We start from the raw sequence: 26895 nt of genomic DNA on the forward strand, positions 1-26895 counted from the left end.
GCCTGAACCCGCGCCTGGCTAGGGCTGCACCAGCGCCAGCGTTTCACGCTCGCGCTGTTCCTCGCGGATCAGCCGCTGCAGCAGCAGGGCCAGGGTCACCACGTCCTGGTGGTTGTGGTCGGCCACGCGGCGCAGGTTCACTGCATCGCCGCCGCGCAGGTAACGCAGCCACGCCGCAGGCGCTTCCGAACCGGGCAGGTCATCCTCACGCACCACGCGCAGCAGCTGGCGTTCGATGGTGGAGAGCTTGCAGTTCTCCCAGCTGCCGCGATAACGCCGGCGCGTGGGGTACAGCAGGTCCACATGGTCCAGTGCGGTGATCGGGTCGCGCTGTCGGGCCAGCCGGTAGCGGGCCTTCAGCAGCGACGCATCGTAGCTGCAGCCGTTGTAGCTGCAGAACACGGTGGACGGCTGCAGCCAGCTGGCGAAGGTGGCCAGCATCGCGTCCTCGGCGGCCATGGTGGACATCAGCAGCTGGCGGATGCGCAGGCCTTCGCCGCGCTGCGGGCAGGCATGCCAGTCGGCGGCGCCGATCATGAAGGCGCGGGTGCCGGTGCCACCGGCCAGGCCGGTGGTTTCGGTATCGAAGAACAGCAGGTCGCGCGCGGCCACGTGCTCGCCATCGCGGCGGGCGAAATCCAGCGACAACGGCTGCGCGGGAATCGCCTGCGGCTGCAGTGATTCGATCAGGAACAGGCCCGGTGCGATTTCTTCGCCGGGCAGCTGTCGGTCCTGCGCGCTGGCCCGCACCGGGGCGGCGGTGCCGCGCGTGCGCAGCCCGAGCAGGCGATGCAGGCCGCCTACCTCCGGCCGCCGCAGTGCGGGCGGCGCCGTGGCAGGTGCTGCGGCGCCGGTCGGCTTGTGGCGGATCTCCTGTTCGACCCAGGCAAACACCGAGCGCTCGGCCGCAGGCTGCCGCGCATCGTTGGCGGCCACCGGCGCCGGTGCTGCCGGCGGTGGCTCGGGCGCGGCCGGCGCGTTCGCCTTCGGGTCGCCGGCCTGCTTCCGCAGCAGGCGCAGCTTGTCCAGGCTCAGGCTCACGGTGCCAGCAGCTCCATCGGGTCGCGCGTGGTCACCACCACGTCGCGCACATGCTGGCAGGCCTCGGCATCGAACAGGTCGAGCACGCGCAGCGCCAGTGCGCGCGGCGAGGTGTCATCCTCTTCCTGCGCAGCCAGCACCGGGCCCACGCAGGCCGGGCAGCCGGCCTTGCAGTCGCAGCGCTGCACCAGTTCGCGCGCGCGCTGCACCAGTTCGGCCTGGCGCTGCCACAGCGGCTCGCTGAGGCCGACGCCACCGGGGAAGTTGTCGTACAGATAGACGGTGGGCACGAACTCCTGCAGCAGCTCGACGATGCCGGGATCACCCTCGCCGCCGCGCAGCTGGCCACGGCCGGTCTGGTCGGCGATCGCGAACCACGAACCATCGCCGTTGCCGACCGACTTCTGCAGGTCGCGCGCATCGGCCATCACCGCCACGGTGGCGACGATGTGCAGCGCGTAGGCGGCGCCGAGGAAGCCATCCAGCGCATCCTGCTTGCTGGCGAACGCGCGCAGCAGCAACGCCTGCGGCAGCTGCCACCACACCGCAGTGGTATGCAGTTCCTGGTCGGGCAGGTTCACCGGGCCGTAGCCGATGTTCTCGTGCGTGTAGTAGCGGATCTTCTTGTAGCCGGCCACGCGGCGCACCACGTGCACTTCGCCATGGTGCGAATCGCCACGGCCGGCCACGCCGCCATCGAAACGGTCCAGCACCTTGAGCTTGGTGAAGTCGATGCTGTCGGTGTAGTAATCCACGTGGGTGCGCGTGACGTAGGCCTTGCGGCCCTCCCAGTCCAGCGTTTCCACCTGGTACGGGGTCGACTGCACCATGTGGATCGCACCTTCGTACAGCGTGAGCGCGGCCGCGGAATAGTCGACCTCGGCGATGATCTGCTGGCGGCCATCGCTGCGGTCGACCACCACGAAGTTGCCATCGGCCACCGCACGCAGGCTGACCGCGTTGGCCGGGTAGCTGTCGGCGATCCATTCCCAGCGCTCGCCTTCGCGGTGGATGACCTCGGTTTCCGCCAGCGCTTCCAGGAAAACTTCCGGATCGATCGGGCCGAAGCCATCGCCGACCCGGAACGGCAGCTCGAAGGCCGCGCAGCGGATGTGGTCGAACAGGATCAGCGGCTGGTCCGGCGCGATGCGCGCGTGCTCGGGCGAGGCCTCGGCGAAGAAATCCGGATGCCGCACCACGTACTGGTCCAGCGGCTGCGAGCTGGCCACCATCACGCCCAGCGCGGGCTGCTGGCGGCGACCGGCGCGGCCGAAGCGCTGCCAGGTCGCGGCCACGCTGCCGGGGTAGCCGTTGAGGATCACCACGTCGAGGCTGCCGATATCCACGCCCAGCTCCAGCGCCGAGGTGCTGACGATGCCGTCGATGTTGCCCGCGCGCATCGCACGCTCGGTCTCGCGGCGCTCGGTGGGCAGGTAGCCACCGCGGTAGGCGCGGATGCGCGGCGGCTTGCGCGGATCGTGGTCGAAGATGTCCTTCAGGTATTTGGTCAGCACTTCCACCATCAGGCGCGTCTGCGCGAATACCAGGGTCTTCAGCCCGGATTTGATCGCGATGCGGGCGATGCGGTTGCTCTGCGATCGCGCCGAGGCACGCAGGCCCAGGTCCGGGTTGATCACCGGCGGGTTCCACAGCAGCACCTGCTTGGGGCCGCTGGGCGCGCCGGATTCGGTGATGGCGGTGACCGGCGCCTCGATCAGTGCTTCGGCATGCGCCTGCGGGTTGCCGATGGTGGCCGAGCACAGGATGAACTGCGGTTGCACGCCGTAGAACGCGCAGATGCGCTTGAGCCGGCGCAGCACGTTGGTGACGTGGCTGCCGAACACGCCGCGGTAGGTGTGTACTTCGTCGATGACGATGTAGCGCAGGTTCTCGAAGAACTGCGCCCACTTGGTGTGGTGGGGCAGGATAGCCTGGTGCAGCATGTCCGGGTTGGACACCACGATGTCGCCGTGCAGGCGGATGGCCTGGCGCGCATCGCCGGGCGTGTCGCCATCGAAGGTGAAGGCCTTCACGCCGAGATCGCCGGCGCGGTTGAGTTCGAGCAGCTCGGCCACCTGGTCCTGGGCCAGCGCCTTGGTCGGGAACAGATACAGCGCCTTGGCCTTGTCCTGCATGGCCGCGCTGACCACCGGCAGGGTGTAGCACAGCGACTTGCCGCTGGCGGTGGGGGTGACGATGGCTACGTGCTCGCCGCGCTGGCTCGCCTCCCACGCTTCGGCCTGGTGGCTGTAGAGCTGCTCGATGCCGCGTGCCTTCAGGGCGGCGGCCAAGGCCGGTGGCACCGAATCGGGAATGGGTGCGTAGCGGCCCTCGCGGCCGGGAATGGCGAAGCTGCCGGTGATGCGGTCGTGGTAGCGGCGCTGCAGGCGCGCACTGAGCAGGGCGCCATCGCGCGCGGGCAGGCCGTCGCGGGTGGCGAGCTTCTGCTCGGCGTCGGCCGTGCGCTTGGCGAGTTCGTAGGCCATGGAAGAGGGAGCCGGGACGGTTTGCGAGGGGTCACATGGCACCACAGATGGGTCTCAGGGTGTGAGACCGCGTGCCGGGATGCAGTGAACCATTCAGTGCGGCGGCACAGCCATCGCCGGCTGAACGCCGGTACTGCCGCCAACGAAATCTGAAGCCGTGATGCGTATCCTCGGGGACTGGACGCACCAGACAGGGCGATGGCTGTGGCACGACGGGAACTGCAGGGAGCACTTCTGGCCGGCATGATGCTGGCCGCCACTGCGCACGCGCAGCAGGCTGACCCCGTGATCGAACCGCCTGCGGCGAGCGAGGCGCCGGCTGCCGACGCCGCCGCGCCACCGGCCTTGCCCGCGCCGCCGCAGGGCGATGTCACCACGTTGGGTGAAGTACGCGCGATCAAGCCCGAGGACGAGGCGCTGGACCTGTACCGCTTCAAGAACCCGGTGAAGTTCGGCGACAACCGCTTCAGCCGCGACTGGAGCGAGCCGCCGTCGCCCGAGCAGGTGAGCATGGGTGGTGGCTACATCATGATGGGCGTGGTGAAGGGCGTACTGGCGGCGGGTCGCGGTCTGAACAAGCTCACCGGTGGCCCCGACCAGATCCAGGCCGCCATCGCACGGCCGCCGCCGGAGCTGACTCCCGAACAGCAGCGACGTGCGCTGCAGTTCTGCGAGCAGCAGGACGGCTGCGATCCCTCGGTCGGGAAGTAGGCGCGGCACCGCGCATCATGCCGGCCAGGAGGCACGCGGTGCCGGGCGCTGCTTGAGTTCCTCGGCGAAGGCGACGGACCGCGAGAGTGCCCGGGGCACGGCGCGGACCAGGACGATGCCCTGGACCAGGGCCAGCAGTGACGCGCCGAACAGCCATATGCAGTAGGCCATCCCCGCGATGGCGCCATGGGCAGGACGTGTGCGGTCCACCTCCAGCCACAGCGTCCGACCATCCGTGCTGCGGGACTGCACGGTGCCGGACCAGGCGATCCGCGTCGCGTTCGTGGCTGCGTCGCGCAGGGTCTTCCACGCGGCGCCGGCATCGCCAAACGCGAACGCTGCGGTGTCCGATTCCCGATTCGCCTCGGCATCGACCAGTACGACGCCACCGTTCTGTGCGGCCAGAAGCGCGGGCGTGGATGCAGCCCACGCAGCGAGAACAGGTGCATGCGCGGCTTCTTCCAGGGCGTCCTTGAGGTTCATGATCGTCCAGCGGGGAAGTACTGCGCTGTCGTCCGGGGAGAGCGCCGCAAGCTGTGCGCGGAGAACGTCGCAGCCGCGTAGACCATCGGTGCAGGCAGCCTCCAGTTCGCGGCGCAGCGCATCCAGCCCCGACACCCGCTGGTAAGCAGGGAAGATGCCGTCGGCCGGTTTCCAATGCACGCGCAGGGTATTCCCGGCACCCAGGCGCAGGATGGAGTCGGCAACCGCCAGAGGGGGCACCTGCAGCGGAGCGCCACCCCAGCGAAGCCGGCTGCAGTCGGGCACCGCCAGCACCTGTCCGGCATGCCGCCGGGTAACCAGTTCGCAGGTGGCATCGACCGTGATGTGCACCCCATCGCCGGGTGCGGGAGGATGCCCCAGCAGCGTTCCGGGCTGCGTGTCCGTCCGCAGCTTGGCGGGGCCGAGCAGCTCTGCCGCGCGCGTTGCCTCGATGCGTGGCCCGTCACCCGACCAGAGCATCAGCAGCAGTGACAGCACCGCCACCAGGAACATCAGCAGGTGCCGGGCGACCGGCACCGGTGGAAACCGCCTTTCGTCGGCACTCAGTGACCAGCCCGGGCCCAACGACAACAGGCGCTGGTCGTGCGGGCGGACCTCGGCCTCCAGCCAGCGCCCCGGGGTGATGGCCCCGGACGCCCTCCAGGCCGGGTCGATGACCAGCCGCTGGTCGTTGCCCAGCAGCATCACCGTGTGGCTGAAGGTACTCTCGTGCGGATCTGCGAACCGCAGCGCGCTGAGCCGACCCCGCACGCGCACCACGGGCTGCAGTGCCTTCGTTCCCACGTGCCTGCGCCGGTACAGCCCGAACGCAGTAGATGCCAGCACCAGCCCCACTGCCACGGCCATCCAGCTCCATTGGCCCAGGCCCAGCTGTGGCAGTGCTCCGCAGATGCCGGCCGCCAGCGCCAGCGCGGTGGGCCACCATGGAATGGCCGGCCGCCGGCGCTGTGTCCGCTCATCCGCGGTCTCGTGGCGTTGGCTGATCTGTGTCGCGGCCGTGCGCAGGGTTCGCGTGCCGGCCGTCGCGATATCGAACCCCTGCATGCGGACGATGACCACAAAGCGGCGACCGAGCACAACTTCGGCACGGTTGTGGGTGCCGAGGTGCTCCAGCGCGTTGAAGGGCAGCAGCACCTTGACCCCGGCGAGGCTGCGCCAGGCTGAGCTGGCGCCTCCCCGCATCCATCGGCGGTGCTCGATGCAGGGCCCCTCAAGAATGCGAACGCCGCAATCGCGGCCCAGCTCCAGTACGCTGCGGAACGGCTCCAGCGCGGCGTCTTCGTCCTCGCTGAGCAGACGCACCGGCGCTTGTTCTGCGAGTGACTTGAACGCGCGGCGTGCTTCCCAGCGGGTCAGGTAATCAAGCAGTACGGGAAGTGCGGCGAGCAGGGCGAGAAGCACACCAACAAGTTTCATGTTCGCAGGTGGTGATCGGGTGCTGGAAGGCGACTGGATAGTCTGCGCGGCAACGACAAGCAGCGAAATGCAATTTGTTGCAGAGTGTGGTGCCGATGACAGGCAGGAGCGTACGATCCTGTCGTCCTCCCTCCTGGTTGCTGCTGTGGTGTCGAAAATCCTCCTGCTTGCCCTTCTCCTGCCCGTGTCCGCGTTGGCCAGCGGCCTGGCCGACGACGGCTCGTGCCGCAACGGCGCGTTTCCTTCCGCGCAATCGGATTTCGCCGTGGCCAAGGTGGTGGGTACGCAGCGCCTGTACCTGCTCGGTGACATGGACGGCTGCCCGGCCAAGGGCGAACCCGCCTGCCGCCAGCGCAGCTACGTGGTGAGCGGTGACACGGTGGTGACCGGACGTGACCTGGGCCCGTACCGCTGCGCGTTCTTCCCCAACAAGGTGGGGGGCAGTGCCGGTTGGGTCGACCGCAGCAAGCTGCAGCCGGTGGCACGGGTGACGCCGACCCTGCAGGGCTGGGCCGGTGACTGGAAGGATGGCGACAACGGGCTGAGTATCTCGGTGCGTGGCAGCCAGCTTCATGTCGAAGGTGATGCGTACTGGCCGTCGGCCAACCCCACCCCGGAACAGCGGCCGTATGGGCCGAACATGGGCCAGGTGGAAGCGCAGGCCACGCCGCGCGGTAGCCAAGTGGATTTCGTCGAGGACAGCTGCACGGTGCACGCGAAGTTGCTGGGCGACGTGCTGGTGGTGTCGGACAACAGCGAGTGCGGCGGCATGAACGTGCGCTTCGACGGGGTGTACCGGCGCACCGGGGCGCGGTGAGGGATGGGGTCAGAGCCCTTTCGCATGCGAAAGGGATCCGACCCCGTGTGTTCGACGGGGGTACCGGCGCACCGGGGCGCGTTGAGGGATGGGCGCTGAACCCGTTGATCCGCGCGGGGCAGTAGATCCACGCCATGCGTGGATGCTGTCTGCGATGCGTGCGAAAGGGATCCGACCCCGTGGCTCAGCGGCGCCGTTCCAGCCACCACAGCAGCGATGTGCACAGCACGAACGCCAGCCACCACGGCCAGCGTGAGCCGGGCACCGGCTGCATTGCTGCGGTACCTGCAGGCGCTCCCATTGCCAGCGCCTGCGTCGTCGCATTGATCATCGCCTGGCGATGCAGCGCCGCTGCCTCCTTCGCGTCGAACACATAGCGCCAGACGGTCGTGTCGCCGTGCTGCAGCCGCTGCCAGCCTGCCTCACGCGGCCACCAGCCGGCGCATTGCAGTGACGTTGTAGCCGCATCGACCACCAGCGGCACGCCCGCGCCCTTCGCATCGAAGGCCTGCAGCGGCGCCCGCACGCCACACAGCGCGACGCGCTCGCCCAGCCACGCCTGCGCCTGCGGTGACCACAGCGCGTCCGTGCCGGGCTGCGCACGTGCCAGCGTGGCGACCACACCGCTCCAGAGTTCGCCGTGGCGATCATCGCGGCCGGCCAGCACCCAGCGCCAGCTGTCGGTGACCGGCAGCAGGCCGATGCGGCCCTTGCTGACGCTGCGCCAGCCACCGACGGTCTTGCCCGCGGTGTCGTGCAGCAGGGCGCTGCCGTCGTTGACCTGCAGCGCCAGCGCCTCCAGTGAGGGCAGGGAGGCGCTGTGCGAACTGCGGTCCGCCGCTTCGCCATCAGTGGTGGGCAGGGTGGCCGAATCCAGCGGGCCCCGACGTGCGGCGAGCATCGCGCTTTCGCCATCGCCAGGCAGTTCGACGGCGTGGCTGCTGCCATCGCCCTGCACCGGCAGGCCGAGATCATGCAGGCGTTGCCGCGCGCTGGCCGATGGCGCGCCCGCACTGCGGACCAGCACGCCGAGGCCGTCGCGCAGTGCCTGGCGCACCGCCGCCAGTTGCCCCGCGCTCAATGCCGCCAGGCTGCGCTCGTCCAGCAGCAGCAGGTCGCTGCGCGCCAGTGCGGCCGCATCCAGCGCCACCGCGCCATCGCCCACGCTGAGCCCGGCGCCGGTGTCGGCCTGCACCTGCACGCGCAGGCCGGCATCGGTGGCCCAGCGACGCAGGTACTTCAGTTCCGGGCCGGGCGCGCTGGCACGCACCAGCAGGCGCAGCGGTGCGGCCGCCAGCGTCTGCTGCGGCACCGGCACGCTGTCCAGCACATGGGCCTGCGCATCGAGCAGGCGCAGATGGAAGACGCTGCGGCCGGGCGCGCGGGCGATGCCGCTGAGCTGCACGCGGCCATCGGCGGCCACGTCCACGCGATCAACCACGGTGTCGGCCGGGTCCAGCAGTTCGGCGCGGCCAGCGGTGGCACCGTGTGCCTGCGCGTGCACCTCGAAGCGCGCACCGGGTGCGGCATCGGCCGGCGGCTGCAGTGCGATCCAGCCACGCGGCGCAGGCGAGGCCTGCCAGCGCAGGTTCGCCGGCAGCACGGCGTCGCGATCACGCGCGGCCAGGCCGGCGCCGACCAGGGTCAACGTGGAGGCCGGGTGCTGGCGCAGCGCCGTGGCCAGATCAGCTACGCGCTGGCCGCCCGGCACATCCGCCGCCTCCGGCAACAGCAGCAGCGGGCCATCGCTGGCCGGCAACGCGCCGGCCGTGGCCGCGTCCGCAGTGAGCACGACCAGGCCGCCTGCAGGCCGCTGCTGGCTGGGCGGCAGCAGGCAGAAGTACAGCAGCACGGCGGCGATGGCCTGCAGCGCCAGCCGTGCCGCGCGCCGGCCGCGATGGGCGGTGGTGGCGCGCAGCTGCAGGATGCTGGCGAGGATGACGATGACCGCCAGGGCCACGGCCAGCCACAGGTTCAATGCAGTGGCATTCATGGCTGCACCTCCAGCGCATCGAGATAACGCTGGCCCATCGCATCGGTCGCGGTGCGCCGCATCACCTGCGGCAACGGACGCTGCAGGGCGCGCCACAGCTGTGCGCGCAGGCGCTGGCGGCAGTCGCTGCAGTCCGGTTCGATGCGCAGCTGTTCAATGGCGGCGGCAAGGTCGAGGGCGTCGGGCAGGAAGGCGGCGTTGCGCTGCTGCCAGGTGGCCAACGCGTCCAGGTCAGGCGTGCCATCGCCATCGCCCAGCCGCTGCCACGCTTCGACGATGGCCGGGTCCGGCGGCGTGCGTGCGGCCAGCGGCAGTTCGCGGCTGGCCAGTCCGGCGCGGTCGCCGCCCAGCCGTCGGCCCTCGTCGATCGGCGGAAGTTCCGGGCCGACGCGGGCCAGGTAGATGCGCTCGGCCTGCTGCACCTGCTTGATGAAGGCCAGCGCCTTGTAGGCAAACGGCAGCGCCTGCTCCGGGCGGCCCTGGCGCAGCTCACCTTCGGACGACCACATCTGGTCCAGCGCAGCTTTCAGCGTGGCGCGGGTCTGCGGGTCGAGCAGGGTGGCGGCCTCGGCGTGGTCGTGGGTGTGGCCGTACTCGGACAGCACGTCGGTGGCGCTGCCGAACACCGCTGGCGTGTCGGCGTTGCCGGCCGTACCGCCGTGGTCATGATCGTGGTCGTCATGCGCACCGGCCTGCGCATGTCCGTGGTCATCGTCGTGATCGTGCGCGTCCGCCGTGGGTGCATCACTGGTGGGCAGGTCGCTGGTCGGCGGTGCCTTCGGCGCGCCTTCGCTTTCCTCGCCGAGGAACTGGCCGTAGCGCAGGCGCAGGATGCGCTGGTCGATGCCGATGGCATCGCTGCGCTTGATGAAATCATCGGCAGCCAGGCTGCGGCGTTGGCGGATCAGCGCCTCGGCATCGATGATGATCTGCCGCTGGCTGCGGAAGTAGGCCGGCAGCGTCTTCTTGATGCGGCCTTCCAGTTCGGCACCGAGCGCGACTTCGGTGGTGGGCAGGCGCAGGATCACGCTGCTGCTGCGCCCGGTCTGCGCGCTGGGTGCGTGGTTGTCGCGTACTTCCAGCTGGGCGATCACATCGTTGCCGGGCTGCGCGCCGAGTGCCGCCAGATCGAGCGTGTGGGCGAAGCGCCGCGCGGTGGGTTCGCCGCTGCCGGTGAGGGTGACGCTGCGCTGGACGAAGGTGATGTTCTCGCCGCTGCCCTGGGTGGTGGTGATCGACAGCTTTGCCTGCGCGGCTACGCCGTAGTCATCGCTGGCTTCGAAGCGCAGCGCCCACTGCCGCTGTCCCGGCGTGCCCAGGACCAGGCTGGCAGCCGGTTCCAGCACACGCACGCTGGGGGCGCGGTCGGCCACCACATCCAGCCGGTACAGGCGGGTGCTGGCCAGGGCGGGCTCGCTGACCACGCGGTACAGCACCGGCGCACGGGCTACGTCCTGTGCCTGCCATTGGCCATCGTGCTCACGCAGTGGCACGCGGCGCCCGTCGTGGAACTGCAGCCACGCCTTGCTGGGTGTGCGGTCAAAACGCAGCGACCACGACAGCCGGCTGTCCGCGGCCACCTTGGCGTCCAGTGCGTTCTGGGTGAGCGTGGCCTGGCCGGTGTACGCCGGTGCATCGATCTGCAGGCGGGTCGACTGCAGCTGCAGCGGACCGGCCGCGGCCGTCGGCGCCGTTGCCGTAGCACCGATGCCTGCGGAGACGTCTGCGCTGCGTGGCCAGCCCAGCGCGAGCAGGGCGATGGCCAGGCCGCCGGTCCAGCACAGCGCCAGTGCGGCACGCGGCCAGCGCGGGCGCAGGTCCGGCATCGTGCGTTCCAGCGTGGCCAGTACATGCGCGCGCTGGCGCTGCTGCAACGGGTTGAGGCGGGCGACATCGGCGAACAGCAGGTCGGCGCTGTCTTCGCTGCGGCCGCTGCCATCGAGCCGGCGCTGCAGCCAGCGCCGGTCCATCTGGCGAGCACGCGCGACGGCCACGCCGGCGCAGGCCAGCAGGGCCAGCGTGCCGACCACGCAGGCGGCATCGAAACCGGCCAGGCGCAGGGTCAGCGCGGTGGCGGCCAGCGTCCACGGCAGGCCAAGCAGCACAGTGATGCTGGCGCGGCGGCGACGTGCGCGCTGCCAGCTGCGCTGCAATACGTTCATGCCGGCCTCCGCGCTGCGCGACTGGCCATCCCGCGTTCCAGCGCGAACAGCAGCACGATGGCCAGCAGCAGCCACGGGGCCAGCTCGCGTGGTGCGGCAGCGGTTGCAGGCAGTACTGCCTGCTGCGGCGCGTGATCGCGCGCATCGCCCACGCGCGGTGGTGCTGGCGGCTGCAGGGCCAGCAGCAGGGCCTGCGGCAAGCGGGCATCACGCAGTGCGCCGTTGTGGGCGGCGTCCCATTCGCCGGGCAGCGACAGCAGGCGGCCCTGGCCGACGCGCTGCTGCCACAGCAGCGGTGCGCCTTCCGCACTTCGCAGCACCACCGTGGCGGCAGCATCAGGTCTGGCCGCGGTCATCACGCTGCCGCCGTCGCGCAGCCACGCCTGCCACGCAGCCGGCAGTGCATCGGTACGGCCCCACACCGCGATTTCGCCGCGTTCGGGGAGCGTGTCGGAAAGCAGCTCGGCGGCGGCGGGCTGGGTGCTCCACGCACGCTGCAGGGCGCCGATCCAGTGCCGCGCGCTGGCCGGTGCCTCGGCATGCACGCGCAGGCGTGGCGGGGCCACTGTGGCCTGTGCGCTGGCGAGGGGCACGACATGCGCCTGCCACTGCACGCTGCGCGACAGCTGCAGGCGTGCGCCATCGAGGCCGGGCAGCGGGTCGGGCACATGCACGGTCAGCGCGGTGCCGGCGGGCAGCTGCGCGTCGAGTTCGCGCAGCAGGCTCGGTAGCGGTGCAGGTGTCGCGGGCGCGGGCTGCTCGACGGACGGGAAGCCGGGCGCCAGCCAATGCCGGTTGCCCTCTTCGCCGGTGCCGCGCAGTGCGCGGGCATCCAGCCCGGGCGCGACCACGGTCCACGCGCTGGGCGGTGCTGCGCTGCCGGTCAGCGCCGGGCGTGCCAGCAGCAGCGCCAGTGCGGCCAGCAACAGCAGGCGCACCAGCAGCAGCGGCCAATCATCGAAGCGGATGCGCTGGCGCGGGCGGATCTGTGCGCGCAGCCAGCGCAATGCGGCGAAGTCCAGCGGCGTGTACGGATGGCGCCGCGCCAGGTGGATCAGCAGGGGCAGCAGCCACGCGGCCAGTGCGGCCAGGCCCAGCGGGAACAGCAGGTTCATGCGCCGCCCCCGCGGCCGAACAGCGCCTGCAGCGGCTGGTCCAGCGGCTGGTCGAGCCATCCGGTGGCGCTGGCGATGCCGCTGGCCTGCAGGCGTGCCTGCAGCGCGCTGTGTGCGGCGGCGAAGCGCTGCAGGTAGTCGGCGCGGATCGCGGCGCCATCGCCCAGCAGCTCCTCGCCGGTTTCCGGATCGCGGAAGCGATGGCCGGCATCGAAGGGGAAGTCGCGCTCGTCGGCGGTCAGCACCTGCACCAGCATCACCTCGCGACGTGCGCTGGCCAGGCGTTCCAGCAGCACGATGCCGGCTTCATCGAAGCCATCGCCGATGGCCAGCAGCAGATCGCCCGGACGCACGCGCTCCCACAGCGGGCGCAGGCGGTCGGCGGCTGGCCAGCCACCGCTCGCCTGCAGCGCATGCAGCTGCAGGTGCACACGGTCACGCTGGCGCGCGCCGTTGCCGGCCGGTACCAGCTGCAGGCCATCGCCGTTGATCGCCAGCAGGCCGAAACGATCGCCCTGCTGCAGGGCGAGCTCGACCAGGCAGGCGGCCAGCCCGCGCATGTGGTCCAGGCGCGTACGCTGCGGCGCGGTGCGGTCGGCCTGGCTGGCCGAGGCGGTGGCATCGAGCAGCAGCCATACGGTGATCGGGCTTTCGCGTTCGGATTCGCGCACGAAGAAGCGGTCCGAGCGCGCGTAGAGCTTCCAGTCGATCTGGCGCAGTTCGTCGCCGGGTTCGTAGGCGCGGTACTGGGCGAATTCCAGGCCGGCACCGCGGCTGCGGCTGGCGTGCTGGCCGATACCGCTGGCGCCACTGGCCAGGCGCGGCCGCAGGCGCAACGTGCGCAGGCGCGCACGCAGTTCCGGTGGCAGGGTCAGCGGTGTACCGGTGCTCACGCCTGCTTCAACCCGGGAAAGGCACGGCCTGCAGCAGCGCCGCGACCACGTCGTCGGCGCGCTTCTGTTCGGCTTCGGCAGCGAAGGACAGCAGCAGGCGATGGCGCATCACCGGCGCGGCCAGCGCCTGCACATCCTCGCGGGTGGCGGCGAAGCGGCCCTGCAGCAGTGCACGCGCCTTGGCGGCCAGCACCAGCGACTGCCCGGCACGCGGGCCGGCGCCCCATTTCACCCACTGGTTGATCGCGGCCGGTGCGCCGTCGCCGGGGCGGCTGGCGCGTACCAGGCGGGTGATCCAGGCCAGTACATCGGGGCTGACATGCACCTGGCGCACGGCGGCCTGCAGGGCGATCACCGCCTCGGCGTCCATCACCTTCGGCACCGCTTCGGTGGCACCGCCGGTGGTCTGTTCGATGATGCGGCGCTCTTCGTCTTCGCTGGGGTAGTCCACCAGCACGTGCAGCAGGAAGCGGTCCAGCTGTGCTTCCGGCAGCGGGTAGGTGCCGGCCTGCTCGATCGGGTTCTGCGTGGCCAGCACGAAGAACGGCGCGGGCAGCTCCCGCGTGGTGCCCGCATGGCTGACCGTGCGCTCCTGCATCGCTTCCAGCAGCGCCGCCTGGGTCTTGGGCGGGGTGCGGTTGAGCTCGTCGGCCAGCAGCAGATTCGTGAAGATCGGGCCCTGCTGGAAGCGGAAATGACGATGGCCGGTGCCGTGGTCTTCTTCCAGCAGCTCGGTGCCGAGGATGTCGCTGGGCATCAGGTCGGGGGTGAACTGCACGCGCCGGAACTGCAGCTCCAGTGCCTGCCCCAGCGAGCGCACCAGCAGGGTCTTGCCCAGGCCGGGCGCGCCTTCCAGCAGGCAGTGGCCACCGGCCAGCAGGCCGATCAGCAGCTGCTCGACCACCGTGTGCTGGCCGACCACGGCGCGGGCCAGGGCGCTGCGCAGCCCATCCAGGCGCGGCAGCAGGGAATCGAGATCGAGGGAGGTCATGGCGGTGGTCCGTTCAATTGTTCAACGCGTACATCACGATGTTGACGCCGAAGCGGGTGTTGTCTTCGGCCAGGAAGCGCTTGTTGCGCCAGTCGTAGTCCCACTCGCAGCCGTAATCCTTGTTGCTGTAGAGCAGGCCCAGGCGGCCATCGACCTCGATGCCCTTCAGGTAGTCGTGCACCAGGTCATCGCCCCAGCCGTTGAGCTCGAAGCCGGTGGCGGGCGGGCCGTCGGGGAAGCGGAAGAAGCTGCGGTACAGCGCATGGCTGTTGGGCAGCTTCTGCAGGGCCTTGGGCCCGAACAGCCGACCCATCTGCGCCTCGAACGAGGTGGCGAACAGGCCGTCGATGTCATGGTTGCAGTCGTCGACGAAGACGAAGCCGCCGTTGCGCACGTAGCGCACGAAGTTCTGCCGCTCGGCGGCGTTGAACTCCACCAGCGTGTGCCCGGCCAGGTAGCAGAAAGGCGCTTCCAGCATGCGTGGGTCGGCCAGGGCCACCACGTGTTCCTGCGGGTCGACGCGCAGCGAGGTGTAGTCGATCAGCGAGGTGATCAGGTTGGACGGCATGCGCGCGTCCACGTCCCAATCGCCGGAGTCGTACTGCAGCCGGGTGAACCAGAAGTCGTAACGCGAATTGCGCGGGCCTGCCTGCGCGAAGGCCGGCAGCGCCGCCGCCGAAGCGGCAGCGGCCAACCAGCGCAGGCAGGCCCGCCGATCCATCAGACCGCGTCGGACAGCGAGGTGAAGGTGAAATCGCGCAGCTTCATCGGCGGGATCATCATCACGTAGCTGGATTCATCACCAGCCACACGCACCGGCTTGCCCAGTTCTTCGATGTTGTTGAGCATGATCACCGGCGATTCGTTGAAGCGGAAGTTCTTCACCGGGTGCTTGATCTGGCCGTTCTCGATGTAGAAGGTGCCATCGCGGGTCAGGCCGGTCAGCAGCACGGTCTGCGGGTCGACCATGCGGATGTACCAGGTGCGGGTGACCAGGATGCCCTTCTGGGTGCCGCGCACCAGATCGGCGGTGCTCTTGTCGCCACCGCTCATCAGCAGGTTGCCCGGCGTGGCCTTGGCGGTCTTGCCCTGCTTCTGTGCCCAGAAGCGCGAGTAGTCCAGGTTGGCGACCTTGCCGTTCTCGATGATGGCCATGCGCTCGCGCGGCATGCCCTCGCCATCCCACGGCAGCACCGGTGCATCGGCATGCCACGGATCGGCGTACATGCTCACGCGCGGGTCGTAGACCTGCTCGCCCAGCTTGTTGCCGCCGCCCTTCTTCGACAGGAAGCTGCGGCCTTCATCGGCCGAGCGCGCGCTGAAGAAATTCATCATGAAGCTGATCAGGCCGGCGGCCGCAGCCGGTTCCAGGATGACCGTGTACTTGCCCGGTTCCAGCGCCTTGGCTTCCGAGGATTCGGTGGCCTTGCGCATGGCGATGCGGATGTCCTGGTCGGCCTTGAAGTCCGCCGCGTCCTTCAGGTTGCGGCCGACCCAGCCCGAACCGCGGCCGTCTTCGGTGCGCACGGTGCAGGTGTAATCGAAGCTGGTGCTGCGCTGGTAGCCGAAGTTGCCGTTGCTGTTGGCGGTGGCATAGAAGCCCTGGCCATCTTCCAGGAAGCCTGCGGCGATCAGGCCGTTGCCACGGCACGGCGCGATGGAATCGGCGGCGACCTTGGCGCGGAACGCCGGATCGATGGCAGCGGTGGATTCGCTGAAGGTGGGGCTGGCGCGGTAGGTCTGCTTGCCGATGGCCGGCATGAACTCCGGATTCTCCGGGGCCAGGCGGGCCAAGTCCTCGGCGCGGCGGACCACGCGTTCCAGCGCGGCATCGTCGAACTCGTTGATCGAGGCGGTGCCCACGCGCTTGCCGAACGCCACGGTGACGGCCAGTTCGGTGTTGTCCACGATGCCGCTGGTGGACACGTTGTTCAGGGCGAAACGGATGTTGCCGTTGATCGAACCAGCCAGCACGGCGGTGCACTCATCGGCCTTGGACAGGGCGATGACCTTGTCGAGGATGGCCTTGGCCTGGGCTTCGGTGAAGATACTCATGGTGTAAGGGCTCCTGACCGGTCAGCCGAGGCTGCGTGCGGTGTTGATGACGTTGATGCCGTTGAAGCGCGCGGTGGACGAACCGTGCGAGACCGCCGAGACCTGGCCCGGCTGGCCCTTGCCGTCGAAGAACGAACCGCCCAGGCGGTAGTCGCGCTCGTCGGCCACGGCGGTGCAGGCGTTCCAGAACTCCGGCGTGCGGATCTGGTAGGCCACGTCTTCCAGCATGCGGGTGATCTTGCCGTTCTTGATCTCGTAGAACAGCTGGCCACCGAACTGCGCGTTGTAGCGCTGCTGGTCGATGGAGAACGAGCCGTCGCCGATGATGTAGATGCCGTTCTCGACGTCCTTGATCATGTCCGGGACGCTGAGCGGGGTCTTGCCCGGCGCCATCGACACGTTGGCCATGCGCTGGAACTGCACGCTGGACCAGGAATCGGCGTAGCAGCAGCCATCGGACTCGGTCTTGCCGAGGATGTGGGCCTGGTCGCGGATGGTCTGGTAGTCGACCAGCTTGCCGTTGCTGATCAGGTCCCAGCGCTTGCACTTCACGCCTTCATCGTCGTACGCCACGGCGCCGAGGCTGCCCGGCTGGGTCTTGTCGGCAAAGATGTTGACGTGCTCGCTGCCGTACTGGAAATGCTGCTCGCGCTTGTCCAGGGTGGCGAAGCTGGTGCCGGCGTAGTTGGCTTCGTAGCCGAGCACGCGGTCGAGTTCGAGCGGGTGGCCGATCGACTCGTGGATGGTCAGCCAGGTATGCGACGGATCGAGGATCAGGTCGTACTTGCCGGGCTTCACCGACGGTGCCTTCAGCTTCTCCTGCGCCTGCTTGGCCGCAGCGATGGCGTCTTCCTTCATGTCGTAGGAGGAGCCGTAGTTCACCACGCCATTGGGGGTGAGCACCTTGCCGGCGGCGGCGCCATCCAGGTACTCGTAGCCCAGGCCCATCGGCGCGGACAGGCCTTCGCGGGTGCGGAACTTGCCGCTGGCCTTGTCGATGGCGGTGATCGTCATCGGTGCCCAGATGCGGTGCACGTCCTGATCGATGTAGGAACCATCGGTGGACGCGAAGTACTTCTGCTCGTTGACCAGGAACAGCATCGAATTGACGAAGCTGGCGCCGGCGCCCAGCGCGGCCGCGTTGACGTCCAGCAGCAGGTCGACCTTTTCCTTGATCGGCACGTCCATGGCGTTCTTGCGGATCGGCGTGCGCCAGCTCACTTCACCCACGCCCGGTGCCTTGGCCAGCTGCACCGGTGCGGTCTGCACGCCGGCGTTGGCCTTGGCGATGGCGGCGGCCTGCTGCGCGGCACGGGCCACGTCGGCGGTGCCCAGCGCATTGGTGGCGGCGAAGCCCCAGGCGCCGTTGACTATCACGCGGATGCCGACGCCGGTCGACTCCGTGTTCACCACGTTCTGCACCTTGTCTTCGCGGGTGATCACGAACTGCCGCAGGTAGCGGCCGATGCGCACATCGCAGTAGGTGGCGCCGGCGCTGCGGGCGGCCTGCAGCGCGGCATCGGCCAGGCGCTTCTTCAGCCCCAGGTCGAGGCTGGACTGCAGCTGCTCGGCGGCGATCGCCTTGCCGAAGAACGACGGCACGATCAGGCCGCCCGCGGTAAGCCCGGTCAGGGCGAGGAAGTCACGTCTCTGCAAGGCAGCTCTCCACGTCGAAGGATGGGACGACTCAGGCGCCGAGACTGCGCGCGGTGTTGATGATGTTGATGCCGTTGAAGCGGGTGGTGGACGACCCGTGCGAGACCGCCGATACCTGCGCGGGCTGGCCCTTGCCGTCGAAGAAGGAACCGCCGAGGCGGAAGTCGCGCTGGTCGCAGATCGCGGTGCAGGCGTTCCAGAACTCCGGCGTGCGGATCTGATAGGCCGCGTCCTCGACCATGCCGGCGATCCTGCCGTCCTTGATCTGGTAGTACAGCTGGCCGCCGAACTGCGCGTTGTAGCGCTGCTGGTCGATGGAATAGGAGCCGCGGCCGTGGATCCAGATGCCGTTCTCGACGTCCTTGATCATGTCGTCCACGCTCAGCGGCGCCTTGCCCGGCGCCAGCGAGACATTGGCCATGCGCTGGAACTGCACGCTGGACCAGGAATCGGCATAGCTGCAGCCATGCGAGGCCTCGCGGCCCAGAATGTGGGCTTCGTCGCGGGTGGCCTGGTAGTCGACCAGCACGCCATCGCGCACCAGGTCCCAGCGCTGGGTCTTCACCCCTTCATCGTCATAGCCGACCGCACCGAGGCTGCCCGGCTGGGTCTTGTCGGCGAAGAAGGTGACGAGGTCGCTGCCCCAGCGGAACCCGGCATCGCGCTTGTCCAGGGTGGCGAAGCTGGTGCCGGCGTAGTTGGCCTCGTAGCCCAGCACGCGGTCCAGTTCCAGCGGGTGGCCGACGTTCTCGTGGATGGTCAGGAACAGGTTGGACGGGTCCAGCACCAGGTCGTACTTGCCGGGCTTCACCGAGGGCGCCTTCAGCTTCTCGCGTGCATGGCGGGCGGCGGCGATGGCGTCCTCGACCGGGTCGTAGGAATCGCGGTACGCGGTGATGCCGCCGGGCAGCTGCACCTTGCCGCGCGCATCGCCATCTAGGAATTCATAGCCCATGCCCATCGGCGAGGACAGCCCGGCACGGGTGCGGAACTTGCCGCTGGCCTTGTCGATGGCGGTGGCGGTGAACGGCAGCCAGATGCGGTGGATGTCCTGGTCGATGAAGGAGCCATCGCTGGAGGCGAAGTACTTCTGTTCGTTGACCAGGAACAGCGTGGAATTGATGAAGTCCGCGCCAGCATCGAGCGCGGCGCCGTTGAGCGCCAGCAGCAGTTCGATCTTGTCCTGGATCGGCACTTCCATGGCGTTCTTCCGCACGGGGGTCTGCCAGCGCACCTCACCCACTGCGGGTGTGGGTGCCAGCTGCACCGGACGGGTCTGGATGCTGGCGTTGGCACGGGCGATGGCCGTGGCCTGCTCGACCGCGCCGCGCACGGCGGCCTCGGTCTGCTGGTGGGTGGCAGCGAAGCCCCAGGCACCGTTGACCAGGACCCGCACGCCCACGCCGGACGACTCGCGGTTGGTCACGTTGCCGACCTGGTGTTCGCGGGTGATGACCGACTGGTTGAGGTAGCGGCCGATGCGCACGTCGCAGTAGCTGGCCTTGGCCGCACGCGCGGCGGCGAGGGCGACCTCGGCCAGGCGCCGGCGCTGGGCGGTATCCACCGGCGCGAGCAGCTGCTCGGCCGCGATCAGCCGCGAATGCGGCAGCACCAGGCCGGCAAGGCCCAGACCGGAATACGCCAGGAACTCACGTCGTTGCACAGCGTCTCTCTCTCTCTCTTTCACACCTGTGCGGAGGGCAAAGGACCACTCCGATCACTTGAACTGTCCGACTTTCGCCAGCGCGGGGCGATCGGGCAAGTGACTGCAGTCATGGTAGGGGAGGGTTTCGGCAGGGCTTGCAGCCCTGCACCTGTTCAATGCAACGGCAACGGCCGAAGCAACAGCAACAGCGGCATTCCGTGGGCGGCGGGGCGGTGTGGGTGGGCAGGACACGCCGTAAACCCGTCCCTAGGGGCTCGTAGGCGCCATCCATGGCGCCAACGGTCCTGCCCACCCACACCCCCCCACCCACGACAGATTCCGTGTGCTGTTGGTGGGTGCCGACCGTTGGTCGGCACATCTGTCGGGTATCGAATGAATTCATCCACGCATGGCGTGGCTCCACTGGGACGCGCGGCTGTTGGTAGGTGCCGACCGTTGGTCGGCACATCTGTCGGATATCGAATGAATTCATCCACGCATGGCGTGGATCTACCGGGACGCGCGGCTGTTGGTGGGTGCCGACCGTTGGTCGGCACATCTGTCGGATATCGAATGAATTCATCCACGCATGGCGTGGATCTACCGGGACACGCGGCCGTTGGTAGGTGTCGACCTTGGTCGACACATCTGTCAGATATCGAAATTCATCTGGGGTCAGAGCCCGTTGCGAAGCAACGGGATCCGACCCCTTGCCTTTCCGACAGGTCGCGGAAAACTGTCGAAGGCGGTGTGGGTCCGGTTGAGGGGGTGTGAGCCGCATGGGCCCGAGGCATGCCTCGGGCGGGTTGGGCAGGACGCCCAACCCCGGTCTTGCCGTGTGCGCAGGACAGCGCACACGAGCAAGCGGCGACCAAGCCCCCATGGATGGGTTTACGGCGTCCCCCTCAACCGGACCCACCCCGCCAACCCTCAGGAAACCAGCTTTTGCCGTTGCCGTGGCTTGAAGCAGGTGCAGGGCTGCAAGCCCTGCCCAGAACCCCCCCCTCGTGCACAATGGGCCGACCCCGCCTGGACGTTCCCCGATGTCGAGCAAGCCGTATTCAGAAGCCTGCGAACGCAACCGCGAACCGATCGCGGCCGCGCTCGACCCATGGATGGGCGACCGGCATCGGGTGCTGGAAATCGGCAGCGGCACCGGCCAGCACGCGTCCTTCTTCGCCGAGCGCTGGCCGTGGCTGCGCTGGCAGCCCAGCGATCACCCGGACCACCTGCCCGGCATCGAGACCTGGCGCGCCGAGGCGGCGCTGCTCAATCTGCTGCCGCCCGTGGCGCTGCAGGTGGAACTGCCACCGGCACCGGGCCTGACCCTGCCCGAGGGCAGTTCCTTCGATGCGGCGTTCACTGCCAATACCCTGCACATCATGGGCTGGGAGCACGTGCAGGCGCTGTTCGCCGCGCTGCCGCCGCTGCTGCGCCACGGTGCGCTGCTGGCGGCCTACGGCCCGTTCAACTACGGCGGGCGCTACACCAGCGACAGCAACGCGCAGTTCGATGCCTGGCTGAAGGCGCGTGACCCGCGCAGCGGCATCCGCGATGTCGAAGCCGTGCAGGCGCTGGCCGAAGACAACGGCTTCACCCGCCTGCGCGACGTGGCGATGCCGGCCAACAACCGCCTTCTGCTGTGGCGGTTGGGCTGAACCACCGGTAGTGCCGGCCGCTGGCCGGCAACCGATTGCCTGGGGGATGCCGGCCAGTGGCCGGCACTCCCTTCAAGCTACCTGCACGATGTGCAGCGCCTTCGGGTTGCGCCACTGCGCCAGCAGCGCAGCCTCGCGCGCCTTGGCCTGTTCGTAGTGCGCTTCCTTGACGTGGCCGAAGCCGCGGATGTGCTCGGGCACGCTGGCGATTTCCACGGCCAGGGCCAGGCGTCCGTCTTCCAGACCTTCCAGCAGCTGCTGCACGGTGGCTTCGTAATCGGCGATCAGCTGGCGCTCCATGCGCCGCTCTTCGGTACGGCCGAACACATCCAAGCGGCCGCCGCGCAGGAACTTCAGCTTGGCCAGCAGGCCGAAGGCCTTGAACATCCACGGGCCGTACTCCTTCTTCAGCAGGCGGCCCTGCTCATCCTTCTTCGCGAACAGCGGCGGCGCCAGGTGGAAGCGCAGCTGGTAGTCGCCCTCGAACTGCTGCTGCAGGCGGCGCTGGAAGTCGCCGCTGGTGTACAGGCGGGCCACTTCGTACTCGTCCTTGTAGGCCATCAGCTTGAACAGGTAGCGGGCCACGGTCTCGGTCAGCGCGGTGGAGCCACCGATGCGCTCGGCTTCGGCCGCACGCACGCGCTCGACCAGGCTGCGGTAGCGGTTGGCATAGGCGGCGTCCTGGTACTCGACCAGGAACGCGGCGCGGCGCTCGATCATTTCGTCCAGCGAACGCGACAGGCGCGCGTCGTCCAGCGGCAGGAAGGCCACCTCGCCACCATGCGAGGGCAGGCCGCGCAGCTCGCGCTCGTCGGCGGTGTTGCGCGGTGCGGCGGTGGCGCCCCATTCGTTGCCTTCCCACTCGCCCGGCGGCAGCGGGTGCAGCGGGCCCGGGGTGGATTCGGTATCGGTATGGCGGTTGCGCACCAGGCCGGCGGCCTGCTGCACGGCCTGCGGGTCGACCACGGCCAGGCGGCCCCAGGCGAAGGCCTGCTGGTTCATCGCCACGGCCGCGCCGTTCAGTTCGATGGCACGCATCAGCGAGTCGAACGACAGCGGCACCAGGCCGTGCTGCCACGCGTAGCCGAGGATGAACAGGTTGGCGGCGATGGCATCGCCCAGCAGCGCGGTGGCCAGCTGGGTGGCGTCGAGCTGCAGCGGCTCCTGGCCGCCCAGTGCCACGCGCACGCCGGCCACGATGTCGGCGGCGGGGAACTGCATGTCCGGGCGCGTGGTGAAGGTGCCCGGCATCGCTTCATAGGTGTTGAGCACCACCTGCGAACGGCCGGCGCGGACCTTCGACAGCGCCCAGTAATCGTTCACCACCACCATGTCGCAGCCCAGCACCAAGTCGGCCTCACCGGCGGCGATGCGCACGGCGTGGATGTCGTCCGGGCGACGGGCGATGCGGATATGCGTGGTCACCGCGCCACCCTTCTGCGCCAGGCCGGTCTGGTCGAGCACGCTTGCGCCCTTGCCTTCCAGATGGCCGGCCATGCCCAGCAGGGCACCGATGGTCACCACGCCGGTGCCGCCGACGCCGGTGATCAGGATGTTCCAGGGCTGTTCCAGCGTGCCGCGGATGGTCGGCGCCGGCAGGTTGTCCAGCAGGGTGGAAGCATCGCGCTTGCTACCCTTGCGCGGCTGGCCACCGTGCACGGTGACGAAGCTCGGGCAGAAACCGTTCACGCAGGAATAGTCCTTGTTGCAGTTGGACTGGTCGATCTCGCGCTTGCGCCCGAACTCGGTTTCCTTCGGCAGCACCGAGACGCAGAAGCTCTTCTTGCCGCAGTCGCCGCAGCCTTCGCAGACCAGCGAATTGATCAGCACGCGCTTCTGCGGGTCTTCCAGCTTGCCGCGCTTGCGGCGGCGACGCTTTTCGGTGGCGCAGGTCTGTTCGTAGATCAGGATCGAAACACCCTTTACTTCGCGCAGGCGCTTCTGCACGGCGTCCAGTTCACTGCGGTCGTGGAACTCGACGTCGCTGGGGAAATGTTCGCGCTGGCCGGTCCACTTGCCGATGTTGTCCGACAGCACCACGATGGTGTGGATGCCTTCGGCGCGCATCTGCCTGGCGATGTCCGGCACGCTCAGCGGGCCGTCCACCGGCTGGCCGCCGGTCATCGCCACCGCATCGTTGTAGAGGATCTTGTAGGTGATGTTGACGCCGGCCGCGACCGCCTGGCGGATCGCCAGCGAGCCGCTGTGGAAATAGGTGCCGTCGCCCAGGTTCTGGAACACGTGCGGGGTATCGGTGAACGGCGCCTGCCCGGCCCATGTCACGCCTTCGCCGCCCATGTGGGTGAAGGTGTCGGTGCTGCGGTCCATCCAGGTCACCATGTAATGGCAACCGATGCCGGCCAGTGCACGCGAGCCTTCCGGCACCTGGGTGGAGGTGTTGTGCGGGCAGCCCGAGCAGTAATGCGGCACGCGCGGGAAGCTGGCGCGCGGCAACGCAAGCTCGGCTTCCTTTTCCTGCATCCACTGCAGGCGCTGTTCGATCGATTCGTTGTTGAAGAACTTCTGGATGCGGCGGCCGATCACGCCGGCGATGGTGGCCGGGGTCAGTTCGCCGGTGGACGGCAGGATCCATTCGCCGCTCTCGTCGTACTTGCCGACGATGGACGGGCGCTGGCCCCAGCTGACCGGCCAGTTGAAGAACTGCTCCTTCATCTGGCGCTCGATGAAGGCACGCTTCTCCTCCACCACGATGATGTCTTCCAGGCCCTGCGCGAAGCGCGCGATGCCTTCCGGCTCCAGCGGCCAGGTCATGCCGACCTTGTACACGCGGATGCCGATGTCGGCGCACGCGGCTTCGTCCAGGCCCAGGTATTCCAGCGCCTGCAGCACGTCCAGGTAGCTCTTGCCGGTGGTCACGATGCCCAGCCGCGCGCGCGGCGCATCCATCACCACCTTGTCGATGCCGTTGGCGCGGGCAAAGGCCTGCGCGGCCTTCACCGCATAGCGGTGCAGGCGCATTTCCTGGTCCAGCGGCGGGTCCGGCCAGCGGATGTTGAGGCCGCCGCTGGGCATGTCGAAGTCTTCCGGCAGCACGATGCGCCGCGCCAGCGGATCGACCTCGACCGAGGCCGAGGATTCCACCGTCTCGGCGATGGTCTTGAAGCCGACCCAGCGCCCGGTGTAACGGCTCATCGCCCAGCCCAGCAGGCCCATGTCGAGGATGTCCTGCACGCCGGCCGGGTTCAGCACCGGCATCATCGCGCTGACGAATTCGTCTTCGCTGCCATGCGGCAGGGTCGAGCTGCGGCAGGCATGGTCATCGGCGGCCAGGGCCAGCACGCCGCCGTGGCGCGAGGTGCCGGCCGCATTGGCATGCTTGAACACGTCGCCGCAGCGGTCCACGCCCGGGCCCTTGCCGTACCACATGCCGAACACGCCCTGCACGTTGGCGCCTGGGAACAGGTTGGTCTGCTGCGTGCCCCACACCATGGTGGCGCCCAGGTCCTCGTTGAGGCCGGGGGTGAACTTCACCTTGGCCGCTTCCAGGTGCTTGCGCGCGCGCCACAGCTCCAGGTCGAAGCCACCCAGCGGGCTGCCGCGGTAGCCACTGACGAAGCCGGCGCTGTCGATGCCTTCGTGCGCATCGCGCAGGCGCTGCATCAGCGGCAGCCGGACCAGTGCCTGCACGCCACTCAGGTAGATCCGCCCCTCGTTGCGGGTGTACTTGTGGTCGAGCGTGTAATCACGGTCGATCAGGTCGGCGGAAGAGGGCGAAGTGAGTTGCGCGGTACTGGTCATGGCTGGCCCGGTAGGATCGGCTGGCACCGGCCGCGTGCGGGCACGCGGCGGGAAAGGCGCGAATTGTAACAGTGGGGCCCGGAAGGCCCGGCACTCGCATCGGCGGCCTTGCTGGGGTTAGGATCGGGGGGAGAGGGGAGGTTGGTGTTTCAACCCGGGGGAAATTTGATGTCAGTTGCAGGACAGTTCCTGGCCGGCGTGCTGCTGGTCTCGAGCGCGGCCGCCGCATGGGCGGCACCGGCATTGCCGGCACCGCAGGAATTCTATTTCGACAATGATGCTGCCGCCGCACCGATCATCGTAGTGGGTGGCGCCGGCGAGGACCTGATCGCGCAGCTGCTGAAGCAGCGCGAGCGGGGCCGCAAGAGCCTGGAGGCCACCGCACAGCTGGCGTCGGTGGCCATCGCGCAGGGGCGGGCGGAAGTGGGAAACCAGCTCTACCACGAAGCCATGACCGAAGCGCCCATCCAGAGCATCCTGGGCCGCAGCGTGCGCTGGAACTACGGCTGGGACCTGCTGCGGCAGGGCCAGGCGCTTGCCGCGCTGGAACAGTGGCAGTCGGTGGCCAACAACCTGCGCAGCAATGCCGCGTGGATTCCGCCCACCTACGCGCTGGCGTTGTGGCGGGCCGGCCAGCAGCAGGAGGCGGTGAAGTGGTACGCCGCCGCCGTGCGCACCGAGCCGACCCAGTGGAACGACAGCAGCCGTTACCCGGAGCTGCTGCCGGCCTGGCGCGATGACGAGCGCGCCAGCCTGGCGGAAGTGCAGCAGGCCTGGGCCTCGGCGCCGCCGGCCTGGCCGTGAGGCATGACCGCAGGCGCTTGCCGCCTGCGGTACTGCATCGCACAATCCAACGCGTCGCAGGCGTGTGCCTGAGGGGGAGCCACCCATGGCCTTCGATGCGTTCGCCCTGATCCTGGCCATGCTCGGGCTGGGCATGCTGTTTGCCCGCCTGCGCGCGTTGCCGGACAACGCCGCCGAGACGCTCAACAAAGTGGTGCTGTACGTCTGTCTGCCCGCGGCGGTGCTGACCTACGTGCCTCGCCTGCAGCTGGATGCCAGCCTGCTGGGGCTGATGGCCACGCCGTGGCTGCTGATGCTGGCCACCTGGGCGCTGGTCAGCCTGGCCACGCGCGTGTTCGGCTTCGCCCGCGACGTACACGCGGTGCTGCTGATCTGCGTGGCCCTGGCCAACTCCAGCTTCATCGGCTACCCGATGGTGCGCGCGTTGCTGGGCGACGCCGCCTTGCCCTATGCGGTGGTCTACGACCAGTTCGGCACCTTCCTGCTGCTGTCCACCTTCGGTCTGCTGGTGCTGGCGCGTTACAGCGGCGACCGCCCGCCGACGGCGCTGCAGGTGCTGGGCCGCATCGGCCGCTTCCCGCCGCTGTGGGCGCTGCTGTTCGCGCTGCTGCTGATGCCGGCGCAGCCGCCGTCGTGGATTGGCACGGCATTGAAGCAGCTGGCCGACGCGATGCTGCCGCTGGTGATGCTGGCGGTCGGGCTGTCGATCCAGCTGCGCCTGCGCCGCGAGGAGCTGCGTCCGCTGGCGGTGGGCCTGCTGCTGAAGCTGCTGGTGCTGCCGGCGCTGGCGTTGCCGCTGTCGTGGGCGCTGGGCATGCAGGGGCTGATGCTGAAGGCCAACGTTCTTGAGTCTGCGATGCCGACGATGATCACTGCCGCCGCGCTGGCGATCTCGCATCGGCTGGCGCCGCGGTTGGCGGCCGCGCTGGTCGGCTACGGCATCGTGCTGTCACTGCTGACACTTCCCGCCTGGATGTGGGTGTTGGGGTGAGGGTTTATCTGCAGGGCTTGCAGCCCTGCACCCGCCGAAGCAACAGCAACGGCAACGGCGTGCTATCCGTGGGATGGCGGGGTGGGTCCGGTTGAGGGGGACGCCGTAAACCCCCAGACCGGCCCAGCCGCTGGCGGCTGTGCGTTCGGGCGCTTGCGAAGCAGTGCTTCGCAAGCAAAGCGCCCTCACCCATGGGGG

The 26895-nt window shown here is 69.0% G+C and carries 18 protein-coding genes; 5 read left to right on the top strand and 13 right to left on the bottom strand.

Features of this window, described 5'->3' with window-relative positions; translation table 11 throughout:
- Positions 1-18: 18 nt before the first annotated feature.
- Together C1925_RS00615 and C1925_RS00620 are read right to left on the bottom strand one after the other, a co-directional pair.
- Positions 19-1041 (bottom strand): ribonuclease H-like domain-containing protein, encoded by a 1023-nt coding sequence (locus C1925_RS00615; protein ID WP_108767240.1) that lies wholly within the window; start codon positions 1039-1041, stop codon positions 19-21.
- Positions 1038-3527, bottom strand: coding sequence for a DEAD/DEAH box helicase (locus C1925_RS00620; RefSeq protein ID WP_108767241.1), 2490 nt, complete (start codon positions 3525-3527; stop codon positions 1038-1040). Before C1925_RS00620 ends, C1925_RS00615 begins: the two co-directional genes overlap by 4 nt.
- A 198-nt stretch (positions 3528-3725) precedes the next feature.
- On the opposite strand from C1925_RS00620, the gene C1925_RS00625 reads away from it, so the two are divergent.
- Positions 3726-4238 carry a hypothetical protein gene (locus C1925_RS00625; RefSeq protein ID WP_108767242.1) on the top strand — a complete coding sequence of 171 codons (513 nt, stop codon included), beginning with the start codon at positions 3726-3728 and terminating at the stop codon, positions 4236-4238.
- 15 nt (positions 4239-4253) lie between these two features.
- Here the strand turns inward: C1925_RS00625 and C1925_RS00630 are convergent, their stop codons facing one another.
- Entirely contained in the window at positions 4254-6158 is a 1905-nt protein-coding gene (locus C1925_RS00630) for a hypothetical protein (protein ID WP_159097449.1), read from the bottom strand.
- Between the two features lie 148 nt (positions 6159-6306).
- Between C1925_RS00630 and C1925_RS00635 the strand changes: the two genes are divergently transcribed.
- Positions 6307-6975, top strand: coding sequence for a hypothetical protein (locus C1925_RS00635; RefSeq protein ID WP_108770570.1), 669 nt, complete (start codon positions 6307-6309; stop codon positions 6973-6975).
- Positions 6976-7159: 184 nt separating this feature from the next.
- Here C1925_RS00635 and C1925_RS00640 read toward each other — a convergent pair whose 3' ends face one another.
- Genes C1925_RS00640 through C1925_RS00680 form a run of 9 tightly spaced genes read right to left on the bottom strand, consistent with a single transcriptional unit; the run spans position 7160 to position 19503 of the window.
- Positions 7160-8968 (bottom strand): hypothetical protein, encoded by a 1809-nt coding sequence (locus C1925_RS00640; protein WP_108767244.1) that lies wholly within the window; start codon positions 8966-8968, stop codon positions 7160-7162.
- Entirely contained in the window at positions 8965-11130 is a 2166-nt protein-coding gene (locus C1925_RS00645; RefSeq protein WP_108767245.1) for a hypothetical protein, read from the bottom strand. The genes C1925_RS00640 and C1925_RS00645 overlap by 4 nt, the downstream gene beginning before the upstream one ends.
- Positions 11127-12245: a BatA domain-containing protein gene (locus C1925_RS00650; protein ID WP_108767246.1), complete on the bottom strand. Its 1119-nt coding sequence runs from the start codon at positions 12243-12245 to the stop codon at positions 11127-11129. Before C1925_RS00650 ends, C1925_RS00645 begins: the two co-directional genes overlap by 4 nt.
- Entirely contained in the window at positions 12242-13138 is an 897-nt protein-coding gene (locus C1925_RS00655; protein ID WP_108767247.1) for a DUF58 domain-containing protein, read from the bottom strand. The genes C1925_RS00650 and C1925_RS00655 overlap by 4 nt, the downstream gene beginning before the upstream one ends.
- A gap of 7 nt (positions 13139-13145) precedes the next feature.
- Positions 13146-14129: a MoxR family ATPase gene (locus C1925_RS00660; RefSeq protein ID WP_108767248.1), complete on the bottom strand. Its 984-nt coding sequence runs from the start codon at positions 14127-14129 to the stop codon at positions 13146-13148.
- Between the two features lie 13 nt (positions 14130-14142).
- The gene (locus tag C1925_RS00665) at positions 14143-14850 is read right to left on the bottom strand and encodes a DUF4159 domain-containing protein (protein WP_108767249.1); all 708 of its coding nucleotides are present in this window, start codon (positions 14848-14850) and stop codon (positions 14143-14145) included.
- Positions 14850-16184 carry a TldD/PmbA family protein gene (locus C1925_RS00670; protein ID WP_108767250.1) on the bottom strand — a complete coding sequence of 445 codons (1335 nt, stop codon included), beginning with the start codon at positions 16182-16184 and terminating at the stop codon, positions 14850-14852. The genes C1925_RS00665 and C1925_RS00670 overlap by 1 nt, the downstream gene beginning before the upstream one ends.
- 21 nt (positions 16185-16205) lie before the next feature.
- Positions 16206-17840, bottom strand: coding sequence for a TldD/PmbA family protein (locus C1925_RS00675; RefSeq protein WP_108767251.1), 1635 nt, complete (start codon positions 17838-17840; stop codon positions 16206-16208).
- 31 nt (positions 17841-17871) lie between these two features.
- Positions 17872-19503: a TldD/PmbA family protein gene (locus C1925_RS00680; RefSeq protein WP_174213473.1), complete on the bottom strand. Its 1632-nt coding sequence runs from the start codon at positions 19501-19503 to the stop codon at positions 17872-17874.
- A gap of 1025 nt (positions 19504-20528) precedes the next feature.
- Here C1925_RS00680 and C1925_RS00685 point away from each other — a divergent pair.
- Positions 20529-21143 (top strand): DUF938 domain-containing protein, encoded by a 615-nt coding sequence (locus tag C1925_RS00685; RefSeq protein WP_108767252.1) that lies wholly within the window; start codon positions 20529-20531, stop codon positions 21141-21143.
- A 72-nt stretch (positions 21144-21215) separates the two neighbouring features.
- On the opposite strand, the gene C1925_RS00690 is transcribed toward C1925_RS00685, so the two are convergent.
- Positions 21216-24902 carry an indolepyruvate ferredoxin oxidoreductase family protein gene (locus tag C1925_RS00690; protein ID WP_108767253.1) on the bottom strand — a complete coding sequence of 1229 codons (3687 nt, stop codon included), beginning with the start codon at positions 24900-24902 and terminating at the stop codon, positions 21216-21218.
- A 168-nt stretch (positions 24903-25070) separates the two neighbouring features.
- Between C1925_RS00690 and C1925_RS00695 the strand changes: the two genes are divergently transcribed.
- Both C1925_RS00695 and C1925_RS00700 read left to right on the top strand, forming a co-directional pair.
- Positions 25071-25706, top strand: coding sequence for a hypothetical protein (locus C1925_RS00695; RefSeq protein ID WP_108767254.1), 636 nt, complete (start codon positions 25071-25073; stop codon positions 25704-25706).
- 85 nt (positions 25707-25791) lie between these two features.
- The gene (locus tag C1925_RS00700) at positions 25792-26697 is read left to right on the top strand and encodes an AEC family transporter (protein ID WP_108767255.1); all 906 of its coding nucleotides are present in this window, start codon (positions 25792-25794) and stop codon (positions 26695-26697) included.
- Positions 26698-26895: the final 198 nt, after the last annotated feature.

This window comes from Stenotrophomonas sp. SAU14A_NAIMI4_5 (genome assembly GCF_003086795.1).
Lineage (GTDB): Bacteria > Pseudomonadota > Gammaproteobacteria > Xanthomonadales > Xanthomonadaceae > Stenotrophomonas.